The sequence below is a fragment of the Ruania alba genome, assembly GCF_900105765.1.
In the GTDB taxonomy this organism is placed as follows: domain Bacteria; phylum Actinomycetota; class Actinomycetes; order Actinomycetales; family Beutenbergiaceae; genus Ruania; species Ruania alba.
On record NZ_FNTX01000002.1, the window covers coordinates 77,961 to 92,067 of the forward strand.

Annotated in this window: 14 protein-coding genes; 6 read left to right on the plus strand and 8 right to left on the minus strand. The window is 71.1% G+C overall.

All coding sequences use genetic code 11. The features are described from left to right. Positions 1-84: 84 nt before the first annotated feature. On the plus strand, positions 85-1,527 hold the full coding sequence (locus BLU77_RS10835) for an MFS transporter (RefSeq protein WP_245708816.1): 1,443 nt from the start codon (positions 85-87) through the stop codon (positions 1,525-1,527). On the opposite strand, the gene BLU77_RS10840 is transcribed toward BLU77_RS10835, so the two are convergent. Then, on the minus strand, positions 1,413-2,468 hold the full coding sequence (locus tag BLU77_RS10840) for an aldose 1-epimerase family protein (protein WP_089773191.1): 1,056 nt from the start codon (positions 2,466-2,468) through the stop codon (positions 1,413-1,415). The two genes, BLU77_RS10835 and BLU77_RS10840, sit on opposite strands and share 115 nt — an antisense overlap. A 24-nt stretch (positions 2,469-2,492) precedes the next feature. Continuing rightward, positions 2,493-4,808: a phosphoribosylformylglycinamidine synthase subunit PurL gene (purL, locus tag BLU77_RS10845; RefSeq protein WP_089773192.1), complete on the minus strand. Its 2,316-nt coding sequence runs from the start codon at positions 4,806-4,808 to the stop codon at positions 2,493-2,495. 164 nt (positions 4,809-4,972) lie between these two features. On the opposite strand from purL, the gene BLU77_RS10850 reads away from it, so the two are divergent. From BLU77_RS10850 to BLU77_RS10865, 4 genes are all read left to right on the plus strand, one after another. Continuing rightward, positions 4,973-5,491, plus strand: coding sequence for a universal stress protein (locus BLU77_RS10850; protein WP_175477052.1), 519 nt, complete (start codon positions 4,973-4,975; stop codon positions 5,489-5,491). After that, positions 5,488-5,913, plus strand: a complete 426-nt coding sequence (locus tag BLU77_RS10855; protein ID WP_089773194.1) for a fluoride efflux transporter FluC — start codon at positions 5,488-5,490, stop codon at positions 5,911-5,913. The genes BLU77_RS10850 and BLU77_RS10855 overlap by 4 nt, the downstream gene beginning before the upstream one ends. Continuing rightward, positions 5,910-6,281, plus strand: a complete 372-nt coding sequence (locus tag BLU77_RS10860) for a fluoride efflux transporter FluC (protein ID WP_089773195.1) — start codon at positions 5,910-5,912, stop codon at positions 6,279-6,281. Before BLU77_RS10855 ends, BLU77_RS10860 begins: the two co-directional genes overlap by 4 nt. 112 nt (positions 6,282-6,393) lie before the next feature. Then, positions 6,394-6,792, plus strand: a complete 399-nt coding sequence (locus tag BLU77_RS10865; RefSeq protein ID WP_089773196.1) for a spore germination protein GerW family protein — start codon at positions 6,394-6,396, stop codon at positions 6,790-6,792. Between the two features lie 177 nt (positions 6,793-6,969). Here BLU77_RS10865 and BLU77_RS10870 read toward each other — a convergent pair whose 3' ends face one another. Genes BLU77_RS10870 through BLU77_RS10880 form a run of 3 tightly spaced genes read right to left on the minus strand, consistent with a single transcriptional unit; the run spans position 6,970 to position 10,205 of the window. Next, on the minus strand, positions 6,970-7,965 hold the full coding sequence (locus tag BLU77_RS10870) for a GDSL-type esterase/lipase family protein (RefSeq protein WP_139177739.1): 996 nt from the start codon (positions 7,963-7,965) through the stop codon (positions 6,970-6,972). A gap of 11 nt (positions 7,966-7,976) precedes the next feature. Continuing rightward, positions 7,977-9,161: a pyridoxal phosphate-dependent aminotransferase gene (locus tag BLU77_RS10875; RefSeq protein ID WP_089773198.1), complete on the minus strand. Its 1,185-nt coding sequence runs from the start codon at positions 9,159-9,161 to the stop codon at positions 7,977-7,979. A gap of 21 nt (positions 9,162-9,182) precedes the next feature. Then, the gene (locus BLU77_RS10880) at positions 9,183-10,205 is read right to left on the minus strand and encodes a hypothetical protein (RefSeq protein ID WP_089773199.1); all 1,023 of its coding nucleotides are present in this window, start codon (positions 10,203-10,205) and stop codon (positions 9,183-9,185) included. Positions 10,206-10,291: 86 nt separating this feature from the next. Between BLU77_RS10880 and BLU77_RS10885 the strand changes: the two genes are divergently transcribed. After that, positions 10,292-10,882, plus strand: coding sequence for a TetR/AcrR family transcriptional regulator (locus BLU77_RS10885; RefSeq protein WP_089773200.1), 591 nt, complete (start codon positions 10,292-10,294; stop codon positions 10,880-10,882). Positions 10,883-10,885: 3 nt separating this feature from the next. On the opposite strand, the gene BLU77_RS10890 is transcribed toward BLU77_RS10885, so the two are convergent. The 3 genes from BLU77_RS10890 to BLU77_RS10900 all read right to left on the minus strand — a co-directional run bounded on the left by BLU77_RS10890 (position 10,886) and on the right by BLU77_RS10900 (position 14,055). After that, positions 10,886-12,061 (minus strand): FUSC family protein, encoded by a 1,176-nt coding sequence (locus BLU77_RS10890; protein WP_245708817.1) that lies wholly within the window; start codon positions 12,059-12,061, stop codon positions 10,886-10,888. A gap of 44 nt (positions 12,062-12,105) precedes the next feature. Then, a complete protein-coding gene (locus BLU77_RS10895; protein WP_089775641.1) occupies positions 12,106-13,422 on the minus strand; it encodes an MFS transporter in 1,317 nt (438 codons plus the stop codon). A gap of 63 nt (positions 13,423-13,485) precedes the next feature. Next, positions 13,486-14,055, minus strand: a complete 570-nt coding sequence (locus BLU77_RS10900) for a DNA-3-methyladenine glycosylase I (protein ID WP_089773202.1) — start codon at positions 14,053-14,055, stop codon at positions 13,486-13,488. Positions 14,056-14,107: the final 52 nt, after the last annotated feature.

A 14,107-nucleotide genomic window follows, 5' to 3' on the forward strand; every position in this document is an offset into this window, starting at 1 on the left:
GCCCATGCAACCCGGCCACCCGATCCGCATTCTGCCTCACGGACGCTCCTCAGGGCGCGGCAACGCGCGTGATAGACCTGACCTGTGCCCGATGACTCCGTGACGTCCGGAGCGGCGAGACCCTCCCCGCAACGCTGGTCGGCCTTCGCCGTCTGCCTCGCCGCCGGGTTCCTCACCCTGCTGGACGTGTCCATCGTGAACGTCGCGCTGCCGTCCATCGAGACGGCGCTGCGTGCGGACCCGTCGGAGATCCAGTGGATCGTGGCCGGGTACACCCTGGCGTTCGGGTTGGTCCTGGTGCCGGCGGGCCGCCTCGGGGACCTGTTCGGGCGCCGTCGGATGTTCCTGCTCGGGGTGGCACTGTTCGCCCTCACCTCCGCCCTGTGCGGGGCAGCCCCGACGGCGGAGCTGCTCGCCGTAGGTCGCGTGCTCCAGGGTGTGGCGGCCGGGACGTTGAACCCGCAGGTGCTGGCGCTGATCCAGGAGCTGTTCCGTGGCCCGGAGCGGGGCCGGGCGTTCGGCATGTTCGGGGCCACCGTGGGGATCTCGACCGCGATCGGCCCGCTCCTGGGCGGCGGCCTGATCGCGCTCTTCGGTGCCGAGCAAGGCTGGCGGGCGGTCTTCTGGGTGAACGTGCCGGTCGGCGTGGTGGTGCTGATCCTCGGGTGGCGCCTGCTCCCGAAGGTCCGTCCCACCCGGAACACCCTCGGGATCGACGTTCCGGGGCTGCTCCTGCTCGGGGTGAGCGTGCTGGCCTTCATGCTGCCGTTCCTCGAGGCGTCCGAGGGTGGGGCCGCGCAGCCGCCGTGGTGGCTGCTCGGCGTGAGCGTGGTGGCCGGGGGTGCGTTCGTGTGGTGGGAGCGTCGGTACGAGAGGCGCGGCGGCGATCCGGTGATCACCCGGGACCTGCTGCGCACACCGTCCTACACCCGTGGTGCCCTGGTCGCGATGCTGTACTTCGGCGGCTTCACCGGCATCTTCCTGCTCTCCACCCTCTACCTGCAGTCCGGGCTCGGGCTGGAACCGTGGCAGGCCGGCCTGGTGCTCACCCCGTTCGCGCTGGCCGGGGCCGTCTCGTCCTGGTGGAGTGGTCGCTGGGTGGCCCGGGCCGGACGCCGGCTGGTGATCATCGGGATCGTGCTGATGATCACCGGGGTGGTGGTCGCCGACGTGCTGGTCACCGTGATGGACGGGCAGGCGGCGGCCTGGTGGCTCGCCGGCGTTCTGGTGATCTCCGGCTTCGGCAACGGCATCGTGATCTCCCCGAACCAGGCACTGACCCTGGCCGATGTGCCGGTGCCCCGGGCCGGAGTGGCGGGCGGCGCACTGCAGACCGGTCAGCGGGTGGGCACCTCGGTGGGGGTCGCGGCGTCGGCGTCGATGTTCTTCGCCACGCTGGCCGCGAGCGGGGACTACGGCGAGGCGATGTCCGTGGGGCTGCGGGTGGTGCTCGGGGTGCTGCTGGTGGCGTTGCTGATCGCCGTGGTGGACCAGCGGGCCCGGGGCCAGAGCGCAAGCAGCGACTGATCGTCTGTGCCGGACTCAGCCGACGCTGATTCCCCAGGTCCCGGTGAACTCCTGCCCGGGGCCAGTGTGATGAGGCCGTCGCCGGTGTTGAAGGCATCCACGGCGCAGGTCATCGGCTCAATGGCCAGCGAGCCCCGCTTGCCCTCGGCGTCGCTGACACCGTCGGCGGTGTAGAGCAGCACGAACGGCCACGCCTCGTCCTGCCACAGGTCGACCCGCAGACCGTCCGAGCGGTCCAGCACGGTGTGAGCGATGCCGTCGGCGTCGCGGTCCAGGTCGGTGTACAGGCCGAGCCGGTGGTCGCCGATCTGGCGCGCGGTCCGGAAGTCGTCATCCGGCCCGACGGCGGAGCGCTCCGTCATCAGGCCACCGTCACCGGTGATCCGGGTCGCCCCGGGCACGGTGACGCCGGCCTGGTCCACGAGCTCCCCACCGGGGGCAAGGTACGGGTGTGCGCCGGCTCCGAAGGGGGCCGTGGAGGTGCCGAGGTTGCGGACGGTCAGCCGGGTGCTCAGGCCGCCGGGGCCGAGTTCCCAGCGCACCACCACCGCCAGGGCCCACGGGTAGCCGGGGCGGGCCGGCAGCACGGCGCCGAGGTCCACCCAGGTCTCGGTGCGCTCGAGCAGGTCGAACGCAGCCCAGCGGGCGAACCCATGGATGGCGTTCCGCGGATCGGCTTCCTTGATCGGCAGGGACTGCTCGGTGCCGTCAAAGGTGTAGCGCCCGTCGGCGATCCGGTTCGGCCACGGCACCAACCACTGGCCCCGGCCGCTCGGGCACAGCTCATCGGCGGAGTAGCCGGCCACCACCGGCGCATCGGCCACCGTGTAGTCGCGCAACCCAGCCCCGGCCTCAGTGATCACCGCCTGCTGGTTGCCCAGAGTGAGCGTGTGCTCCCGGTGCCCGCCGAGGCGGTGCAGCGTCTCGTCGGTGACTGTCATCGTCGGCTCCTCAGAGATGAGTGGTCAGGCGAACCGGGCCGGGAGCGTCCCGGCATGGGCGGCGCGCAGGTCGCCCACACTCAGGGTGAGCTGACCTGCCACGTCCAGTCCGCCGTCGGCCGTCACACCCAGGCGCAGGAACGGGACCCCGTGCTGCTCCGCGAGCGCCACCAGTGCCTCCTCCCGGTCCGGCTGCACGGCGATCAGGGCGCGCGCCCCGGACTCGGCGAACAGCGCCGTCGGCGCGTCGATCCCGTCACGCGCGCACAGCTCGTCCAGGCTCACCGCGGCGCCGACGTTGTGGCGCAGCACGGCATCGGTGAGGCTCTGCAGCAGACCGCCGGCGGCCAGGTCGTGCGCGGCCTGCGCCAGGCCTGCGGCGGATGCGCTCACCAGTACGTCGGCCAGGGCACGCTCGGCGGTGAGGTCCACCGCGGGCGGGCGGCCACCGAGGTGGTCGTGGATGACGCCCGCCCACACCGATCCGGACAACTCGGTGCGCGTGCTTCCGAGCAGGTACAGCGCCAGACCCGCCTCGGACCAGCCCGACGGCGTGGCGTGCGAGACGTCATCCAGCACGCCCAACACGCCGACCACCGGGGTGGGGTTGATCGAGGCGTCGATGTGCCCCTTGCCGACCTCGCCGGCGAGGGTGGAGTTGTACAGCGAGACGTTGCCGCCGGTGACCGGCACGCCCAGCTCGGCGCAGGCATCGGCCAGTCCGGTGATCGCCTGCACGAGCTGCCACATGGCGTCCGGGTCCTCCGGGGAGCCGAAGTTCAGGCAGTCGGTCACGGCGAGCGGGCGTGCCCCCACGGTGGCGACGTTGCGGTAGGCCTCGGCGAGCGCCTGTTGGGCGCCGGTGTAGGGGTCGAGCTTGGTGAAGCGACCGTTGGCGTCGGTGGCGATGGCCACCCCGAGGCCGCTGGCCTCGTCCACCCGGATCACGCCTGCGTCGTCGGGCTGGGCCATCGCCGTGTTGCCCTGGACGTACCGGTCGTACTGGTCGGTGACCCAGGCCTTCGACGCGAGGTTCGGGGAGGCGAGCAGGGTCAGTGCCTGGGTGCGCAGCTCCTCCGGCGAGGTGGGCCGCGGGAGGTGAGCTGCGTCGTCGGCGTTCAGGGCGTCCTGCCAGGCCGGCTTAGCGTACGGGCGGTCGTAGACGGGGCCCTCGTGGGCAACCGTGGTCGGGTCGACATCGACGATCCGCTGGCCGTTGTGGTCGATGGTGAGCCGCCCGGTGCCGGTGACCTCGCCGATCACTGCGGTCTCCACGTCCCACTTGGTGGTGATCGCGAGGAAGTCCTCCAGCTTGTCCGGGGCCACCACGGCCATCATGCGTTCCTGGGACTCGCTCATCAGGATCTCGCCGGCGGTCAGGGTGGGGTCGCGCAGCAGCACGTTCTCCAGGTCCACGTGCATCCCGCCGTCGCCGTTGGAGGCGAGTTCGCTGGTGGCGCAGGAGATCCCGGCAGCACCGAGGTCCTGGATGCCCTCCACCACGCGGGCGGCGAACAGTTCCAGGCAGCACTCGATGAGCACCTTCTCCATGAACGGGTCGCCCACCTGCACACTGGGGCGCTTGGAGGGCTTGTCCTCGTCGAAGGTCTCGCTGGCGAGGATGGAGGCGCCGCCGATGCCGTCGCCGCCGGTGCGGGCTCCGAACAGGACCACCTTGTTCCCGGTTCCCTCGGCGTTGGCGAGGTGGATGTCCTCGTGGCGCAGCACGCCCACGCAGAGGGCGTTCACCAACGGGTTGCGCTGGTAGGAGGCGTCGAACTCGGTCTCCCCGCCGATATTCGGCAGGCCGAGGCTGTTGCCGTACCCACCGACGCCGGAGACCACGCCGTGCACCACGCGTGCGGTGTCCGGGTGGTCGATGGCCCCGAACCGGAGCTGGTCCATCACGGCGACCGGGCGGGCGCCCATCGAGATGATGTCGCGGACGATGCCGCCCACGCCGGTGGCGGCCCCCTGGTAGGGCTCAACGTAGCTGGGGTGGTTGTGCGACTCCACCTTGAACGTGACGGCCCAGCCGTCACCGATGTCGACCACGCCGGCGTTCTGCCCGATGCCCACGAGCAGGTGCTCACGCATCGCCTCGGTGGTCTTGTCGCCGAACTGGCCGAGGTGGCGCTTGGAGGACTTGTAGGAGCAGTGCTCGGACCACATCACCGAGTACATCGCGAGCTCGGCAGCGGTGGGACGACGGCCGAGGATGTCCACGATCCGGGCGTACTCGTCATCCTTCAGGCCGAGCTCGGCGTACGGAAGCTCCGCGTCCGGGGTGACGGCGGCATTCTCGACGGTGTCGACGGCCTGAGTGGGCACTTCGGTCATCTCGTTCCTCACGCGACGCGGACGGGCGCCCGGGCTGCTGCGCCTGGCGCTCAGGAGCAGGGCCAACTCTACTGGTCCCGGCGCGGGCCGGATCGACCAGAGCGCCGGCCCGCTGGCAGATGAGATGGCCACGTTCCCCGCGCCCCTCTGACACAGGTGGGATCATGATCCGGATGGAGATGCGTGAGTACCCGTGGGTCGGTACCCCGGCCGAACGTCCGCTCGTGGTGGGCGTCGAGCCCGGGCAGGACGCGCGCGTGCTGCGCACCGCGGCCGAGATCGCCCAGGCCCAAGGCACCGGAGTGGTGGCCGTCTGGGTGGATCCCACGCACGTGCTCGTGGCACCGGACTCCTCCGGTGTGCCTACGGCGACCCCGGTGGACCCCGACGGCACCGACACCCCGCCCACCGAGGACGAGCGTGAGGTGCGCGCGCTCGTGCACGGCGAGCTGGCGCCGTCGGCGGTGCCGTGGCGGTTCGTCTCCGCCGTCGGCGAGGTGGCCCGGGGTCTGGCGCACGTGGCCGCCAGCTACCGCGGGGTGATGATCGTGGTGGGTGCCCGCCGCCCGGGGTTCTCCGGCTGGATGAACGAGGTGATCGGCGGTTCGGTGGCCGGTCACCTCGCGCACACCCAGGATCTGCCGGTGCTGGTGGTGCCGCTGCACGGGGGCGCGTCCGCGTGAGCCAGGGTCGGCTCCGTCTCGGGGCACTGGTGGCGGTGGGTGGTGCCGCGGGAACGCTCGCCCGGTTCGGGCTCACCGAGGCCTTCGGCCCGCCCGACGGCGTCCCGTGGGCCACGCTGACGGCGAACCTTCTCGGAGCGTTCGCCCTGGGCGTGCTGCTCGAGGCACTGCTGCGCGCCGGCGCGGAGGACCGCACCCGCCGGGCTTTCCGGCTCGGCCTGGGCACCGGGTTCCTCGGTGGTCTCACCACGTTCTCGAGCCTGGCCCTGGAAACCGAGCGGCTGCTCACCGGCGGGCAGTTCGCGGTCGCGGCCGGGTACGCCCTGGCCAGTCTGGCGCTGGGGCTGGTCGCGGCGCTCGCGGGCATCGCTGTCGGTGGGGCACGGCGCACCGGTCGGGGCGACCAGGGCGAGAGCCGATGATCCCGGCGCTGATCGCCGTCGCCGGCGGCCTGGGTGCGGCGCTGCGGTTCTGGGCGGACGGGGCGATCCGGGCCCGGTGGCACAGCGCGCTCCCGGTCGCCACGATCGCGATCAACACGACCGGGTCGTTGCTGATCGGCGTGCTCGCCGGTCTGTTGCACGCCGGAGCCCTCGGCAGTGTGGCCACCGTGCTGGCGGTCGGGCTGTGCGGCGGGTTCACCACCTTCTCCACGGCGATGGTGGAGTCGGCGCGGCTACTGCTCGCCGGGGACCGACGCCGCTGCGTGGTGAACCTGCTCGGCACTCTGGGCCTCACTCTGGCCGCCGTCGCGGTGGGCTTCGCGGCGGTGACAGCGCTGGCCGGGTGAGAGAGACCTCCACACGAGATGGCACCACGATCTGGCTGTTGGCCCGCCACCACCTCGGCGCCCGATTCCGGGGGTGCATGATGGAGTCACCCGACCCGCAACGGAGGACCAGATGAGCCGCAGCACCGGTGACCCCAACCTGCCGATCGAGACTCTGCGCGAGGCACTCACTGTCCGCCGCGTGTTCGGTGAGGCCTACACGGTGGGTGAGACCACGGTGATCCCGGTCGCGCGAGTGATCGGTGGCTCCGGGATGGGCTTCGGTTCCGGCAGCGGCCGCGACCCGCACGGTTCCTCCGGCGAACCGAACGCCGAGGGATCCGGCGGTGGCGGCGGCGTGGGCATGTGTGCCTGGCCGTCCGGTTCCTACGTGGTCCGCGGCGACGAGGTCACCTGGAAACCGGCGTTCGACCTCAACCTGGCGGTGGCGGGCGCCCAGGCGCTTGCCGGGGTCGTCGCAGTGTCCGTGGCCTGCGCCCTGCGCGCGAAGTTCCGGCGCCGGATGTTCTGACCCAGCCGCGTGGCCCAACCGCATTCGCCGCTAGCCACGCATTCCCGGCCCGCCACCCACACCATGCCCGCATTCGAACGCGGTTCCGTCGTTCGAACGGGCTTCCGCGCGCACGCAAACCCGTTCGAATGCCGTCACCCCGTTCCAACGAGGGATGGTGAGCCGGGTGGGTGCGGGTTAGGCAAGACTGCCGAGCGCGGACGTGAGCCGCTCCCCCATCAGGCGGTAGCCCTCAGGGCCCGGGTGCAGACCGTCGTCGAACTGGCCCGCCTCGTCGGCGCTGATGATGTTGAGGCCGTCGATCAGCGTGATCCGGGCGCCGTGGGCGTTCTGTGCCTCGACCACCTCGCTGATGGCGTCTCGCATCTGCACCAGGGTGAGGCCGTCGTGGTCCGCTGAGTTCTCGCGGTTCGGGCACCCGATCGGGGTGATGACGGCGAGGGCCGCCTCCGGGTGCGCGCCCCGCACTCGCTCGACGAACCCAGAGATCTGCGGTGCGAAGGACCGCGCGTTGAAGGAGGTCCTGCCGTGGATGTTGATACCCAGGCACAGCGAGATCACGTCGGCCGGGGTCTGCGCGATGGCGTGCTCGGCGACCGGATCGAGATGGCACTGGCCGCCGAACCCCAGACAGGTGAGGTCCCACCCGAGCCGCTGCGCCACGATCGCCGGCCAGGTCTCGCTCGGTCCGGCCGCGGCCGAGCACTGGGTGATCGAGCTGCCGTAGGTGGTCCACCGGGACCGGCCCGGCAACGACCCGACGGCGCTCGCGCCCGTGAGGGTGAGCCCACCGACGGCGGTGTGCCCCGCCTGGGGGAGCCACACGCGCACCTCATGCTCGCCGTCAGGCAGGTCCACCTCGAGCACCTCCGCCCCGGAGGCGAGCTCGACGCGGCGGTGCAGACCGCCGTCGACCGTGACATCCACGAACCCCGGGGCGTCGTAGGTGTACCTGATCGGAAGGCTCAGTCGCGAGGCGTCGGTGCGCAGCTCCGAGCGCACCCCTGCAGCCATGCGGGCCGGCCACAGCAGATCGGGGGCGTGCACACGGTCGGTACGCTCCGGGGGCAGGCGCCACGGACGCCAGAGGTCGCCGTCCGGCACCCAAGAGACGGCACCGCGCCAGACATCGGACGAGACAGATGGTTCCAGGATTTGGGCTACGTCGCTCACGATGGACGAGCCTACCGGGACTGGAACGCGCGGATCCGCTCGATCGCCGTCACCACAGCGTCGTGCCCGGCCGCGAAGGAGAGGCGCACGTAGCGCCCACCCCCGGCAGGATCGAAGTCGATCCCGGGCACGACGGCGACCCCCGCCTCCTCGAGAAGGGCACGACTCCACGAGGTGGCATCCCTGTGGTGACCAAGAGCGTCGGCGAGGTCCGCGTAGAGGTAGAAGGCGCCGTCGGCGGGAGCGATCGGACCCCAGCCGAGCGAGTCGACGGCCTCCAGCAGGGTGGCCCGGGTGCGGGCGAACTCGGCCACCCGGGCATCGGCCGCGGCATACGAATCGGGCGAGAACGCTTCGATCGCCGCGTAGGCAGCCGGGGCGGGTGGGCATAGCGCGACGTTCCCGGCGAGTGCGTCCACGCCGGGGCGCAGGTCGGGCGGGACCAGCGCCCAGCCGATGCGCCACCCCGTCATCCCCCAATACTTGGAGAAGGAAGAGACCACCACACCGGTGCGCGACCTCTCCCAGGCGCTCACCCCACGCGCGTCCGGGGCACCGGCCGCGGCGTAGGTGATGCCGTGGTAGATCTCGTCGCTGATCAGGCGGACGTCGTGGACGTCGCACCAGGTGGTGAGCGCGGTGAGCTCCGTGCGCGTGAGCATCGTGCCGGTGGGGTTGGCCGGGGAGGCCACCACGAGACCGGCCAACGGACCCTGCGCGGCGGCATGGTCGAGCAGCGCCGGGGTGGGCTGGAATCGGTCCTCGGGCCCGCACGGGATGTCGACGACCTCGCAGCCCAGGGCGGTGAGGATGTTCCGGTAGGCGGGGTAGCCGGGGCTGGCGAGGGCCACCCGATCGCCCGGGTCGAAGGCAGCGAGGAAGGCGAGCACGAAGGCGCCGGAGGAGCCGGTGGTGATCGCGACGTCGTCGCCGGTGAGGTCGAGGCCGTACCAGCGGCGGTAGTGGCCGGCGATCGCGTCCCGCAGCGGGCGCGGGCCGAGAGCGCTGGTGTAGCCGAGGTCGTTAGCCTGGTGCAGGGCGGCCGCGCGAGCTGCGACACCCGGCGGCGCTCCTCCGGAGGGCTCTCCGGCGCAGAGGGAGATCACGTCCCTGCCGGCGGCGCGCAACTGGGCCACCCGATCGAGGATGGACATCACCTCGAAGGGCGGGACTCCTGCGCGACGAGCGACCTTCATCCTCGCCTACGCTACCCGCGCTCATCCGGCCCGGTGCCGCACCGACCCTGCAGTCACCAGGACCAGGCCCACGGCAAGCCATCCCGCGAGTACCGCGACCGGTCCGCCGATCGCTGCCTCCGGGAAGTACGAGAGTGATCTCACCAGCGTGGCTGCGGCCCCGGGCGGGAACCACTGCCCCACCTCGCCCCACGGCCCCGGGAGGAACTCCACGGGCATGGCGGCCGACGAGATCGGGTTGGCGATCACAACGAGCAGAACCACCCCGAGCCCCGCACCGCGGGGACCGAGCACGGCGATCAGCCCGGCGAGAGTGGCGGAGATCGCTGCCAGAATGAGCGTGAATGCGCCCATGTTCGTGAGGTAGTCCCCGTGCACGATCCCTAACCACGGTCCGAGGATCGCGGGGAGCAGCAGTCCAGCGCCGACGGCGTAGATCGCCACGCCGAGCAGGCGACGCCCCATGGAGGCGCTCAGCAGACCGATGACGATGCCGCCGAGCAGTCCGACGATGAGCAGCGGGAGAGAGGCGAGTGCCAGGGCCGCCCCACGCGGGTCGGTATCAGCGAGCGGGACCACATCGGTCACCGTGACCTCCACCTCGGGCGCCTCGACTCCGGCGGCGTCCGCCTGCGCCTGGGCGGCTTGCTGTGCCTGGGCCTGGAGCGTGGGCGCCATGCCGGCGAGCGCCGTCGCGATCGCGCTGCTCGCTGCCGAGGCGGTGAGTACCTCCGGCCGTTCGCCCAGCAGGATCGCACCATAGCTCTCCCGGTTCCTGATCGCGGCCAGCGCGGCGTCCCGATCGGGCATCTGGTCGGCTCGGAACGCCCCATCGCCGTGCTCGGCCAGTGCGGACTGGACGCCCATCACTGCCTGTTCCGGCCCCACGATCGCGATCGGGACATCGCGCGGCTCGGCCGTCCGGGCCGGCCACACCAGGGCCAGCACCACCACGCTGGCAACCAGGACGAGCGCAAGTGGGACGGCGATGGCACGCGGCCACGCCGAACGTTCGCCGGACGGGTGGGTGGAGTGTTCAGCCATGGCAGCCTCCTCAAGATCGTGTCCACACCGTAGAACTCAACATACGTTGAAGTCAATGCTTGTTGAGATTGGGTAGGCTCACGGTCATGACGGACCAGCGGTCGGCACGGACCGGTCGGCGCCCTGGCGCGAACGACTCGCGCGCGGTGATCCTGCACGCCGCGCTGGACCAGTTCGCCGCCCACGGATACGGCAGCACCACCATCCGTGCCGTCGCCGCCCAGGCGCGGGTGGACCCCGCACTGGTGATGCACTTCTTCGGGTCCAAGGACCAGCTCTTCGGCGCGGTGCTCGATCAGATCGCCGACCTCCCGGAGCGGGTCGCGCAGTCCCTGCACGGCACCCCTGACGGGCTCGCACGGCGCCTCGCCACCGTCTACCTCTCGGGATGGGAATCGCCCGACCTAGGCCCGTCGCTGCGTGCTGTCCTGCGCTCGGCGAGCTCCAGCGAGGCGGCAGCGGCGCGGGTGCGAGATGCCATCGAGTCCCGGATGCTCATTCAGGTCACGAAGGACCTTCCGGCGGAGACCGCCGCACGACTCCCGTTCGCCATGGCCCACCTGTTCGGGATCGCCACGGCGCGCTACATCCTGCAGGTGACCCCCGTGGCCGAACTACCGTTGGAGGAACTGATCGAGACAGTGACGCCCGGGCTGGACGCCGTCCTACGTCCCTGAGGCTCACCCGGCCGGATTGTCGCGGGAACTGTCCCGGGCTTGGCGAGCCGAGGCGACGTCGTCGACCACCAGCACGATGTGCCGCATGCTGGTCAGGACCGACCCGTAGGCGGGCCACAGGTCTCCCGGCAACCCGTCTGCACCCGAGGCGCGGGCAGCCAGTGCATCGAGTCGGTCGTAGATCGGCTCAACCTCGGCGCCCGGGTCCCGGATGGAGCGACCGGCATCGCGGACGATGGCCACCCATTCGCGGCGGAAATCCTCATCCCATCGACTCTCGCCGTAGGTGGACTCCCGCACTGTGCGCGCCAGGTGGCGCAAATGCGAGACCCCTTCGCCGACGCGCGTCAAGATCTCCTCGTAGCCGACCTCCTCGCGCTCGGAGTCAGCTGTTGTCTGTCCAGCGCGGCCACGCATCGACGAGGGCACATACCGGCGCGGGTTGATCCGGGCGCTCTCGCGCGCGAACCACACGGACTGCCAGGCGGTGGCGAGCTGCTCATCGATCGATCGCGTCCGGGCTACCCATTCATCGGCACGGTCGGTGTCCCACGAGCCCTCCAGCTCATCGGCCATCTCGATCAGCGTCTCACCCATCCGGCGGTTGAGGTCGTCCACATGACGCGCCGCCTGCTGGCCCCGCAGCGGCGGCACGATCAGGAGGTTCACACCGATCCCGACGGCCACACCCACGCCGACCTCGATCAGCCGGTCACCGAGCAACGGGGCCTGATCACCGAAGCCACTGCCGAGGATGAACACGGAGGTGGTGGCGATCGCGATCCCTTCATCACGCAACCAGGTGAGTCGCGATCCCGCCAGCCCTACCAGGACGGCGAGTGCAAACGTCCAGACGCTCACTCCGAGGAACGCACCGACCACGAACGACAGCCCAACTCCCACGCCGGTCGCCACCGTGGTCTGGGCCCCGCGGGAGAGGGACCGGTAGACCGTGGCACGAACGGCGAGAAGCGCCGTCCACGGCGCCAGGAAGGGCAGCTGCGAGTCGAGCAGATTCACCGAGATCCACCAGGCTGCCGTCGCGGCAACGACCGACTTGAGGATCTGGAGAAGGTCGGTCACGAACTCGGGCGTTCGGATCATCGCGATGGCCCGCCGGACTTGCTCCGGACGAAGCCATCTGCGCTGGGACGTCGATGGGGTCGGGTGCTGGTCCACCTGCCCACGGTATGGCGAGCAACGCAGCAGCAACAGTTGACGACCTACGGGGCGGGCCGGGCGCCGTCGTAGGCCAGGAACCGGCGCTGCGTGAGGCCGAGCACGGCGATCGCCACCAGGCACAACGCCCCACCGATGACGGCCGCGAGCCCTTCGCCGAACCAGGACGCCTCCGCACCCACCACCAGGTCGCCGAGGCGGGGGCCACCAGCGACCACCACGACGAACACGCCCTGCAATCGCCCACGCATGGCATCCGGTGTGGCCGCCTGCAGGATGGTCTGGCGGAAGATCGAGGAGATCGAGTCGGCCGCACCGGCGACCGCGAGCAGCACGAACGCCGCCACCAACGCCCAGACGATCACCCCGTCCGGAGACGTCTCCCCCACCAGGAGCAGCACCACCCCGAATCCGATCACCGCGAGCGCGAACACCGCGATCGCACCCACGATCACCTTGCCCTGGGCGCGCACCCCGGACAGCCCACCGGAGAGCATGCTGGCCAGCACCGCCCCGACGGCGATCGCGGCCGTGAGCGCGCCCGTGGTCGCCTCTCCCCCGCCGATCAGGACCACCCCGACGGCGGGGAAGAGGACCCGAGGCATGGCCAGGATCATCGCGCTCAGGTCGAGCAAGAAGGTCATCCGCAGGTTCGGTCGGGTGCCGAGATAGCGCAACCCATCGAGCACCGAACGCCAGCCGACCACGCGCCGCGCGGGGGCGCTGCGCTGAGCAGGGCCGTCCTCGTCCGCGTCGTCAGCAGGTTGCGGCGGAATGTCCGGCAACCGCCACAGCGCATAGAGGGAGGCCGTGAACAACAGCGTGTCCAGGGTGTACGCGATCGGGAACCCCTGCCAGGCCACCAGCACGGCACCCAGCAGTGGGCCGAGGGTGAGGGCCACATTCCACGCGAGGGTCTGCAGGGCGTTGGCGGCGGCGAGCTGACTGATCGGCACCAGGCGCGGGATGATCGCCGAACGCGCCGGGTTGTTCACCGCGCTGGCCGCCGACTGCAGCGCCACGAGTGCGTACAGCAGCTCCACCGACTCCAACTGCAGCCATGCCTGGACGGCAAGCAGCGCCGTCACCACGAACAGACCGGTGGAGGCCACCAGCGCGACCTTGCGTCGATCGAACTGGTCCACCAGCGCACCGCCGTACAGGCCGAGCACCACCAGTGGCACCAGGGCGCAGATCCCGAGAATCCCGACGGCGAGGGTGGAGCCGGTCAATGCGTACACCTGCAGACCCACGGCCACCGCCGTCAGCTGGGTGCCGAGGTTGGAGATTCCGAGCCCCCACCACAGGCGGCGGAACGCGCCCACCCGCAACGGCGCGGTATCGGCGAGCAGGCGAGGCACGATCACTGAGCCTACGCCGGTCGACCCCGCCGGCGGATCGCCGGCACCAGGGCCGGGCAGCCTTCACGCCACCCGCCAGCACCCCGCCATGTGGTCATCGACCATCCCGGCCGACTGCATCAGCGCATACATCGTGGTCGGGCCCACGAACCGGAACCCGCGCTTGCGCAGAGTTTGGCTCATGGCCGTCGACTCCGCTGTGACGGCCGGGACGTCGTCGAAGCTGCGCGGCCGGGCAGCGGCCTCCGGGGCGAAGGACCACATCAGCGTATCCAGATCGTCTTCGGCCATCTCCTGCACGAGTCGCGCGTTCTCGATGGTGGCGACGATCTTCGCCCGGTTGCGGATGATGCCGGCGTCACCCATGAGCCGCTCGATGTCGTCCTCGCCGAATCGCGCCACATCGCCCGGGTCGAAGCCGGCGAACACTTCGCGGAAGCGGGGCCGCTTGCGCAGGATGGTGATCCAGGAGAGCCCTGCCTGAAAGCCCTCGAGCGCCATCTTCTCGAACAGGGCGCGGTCGCCGTGCAGCGGGAAACCCCATTCCTCGTCGTGGTAGCGCTCGTACTCGGCGTCCGAGCCGACCCAGCCGCAGCGGGTGCGCCCGTCGGTTCCGGTGATGAGGGAGTCCATGGGCTCAGGGTAGGCGCGGGCACCGACGTTGGACGGGTGCTGCGCACCCGGC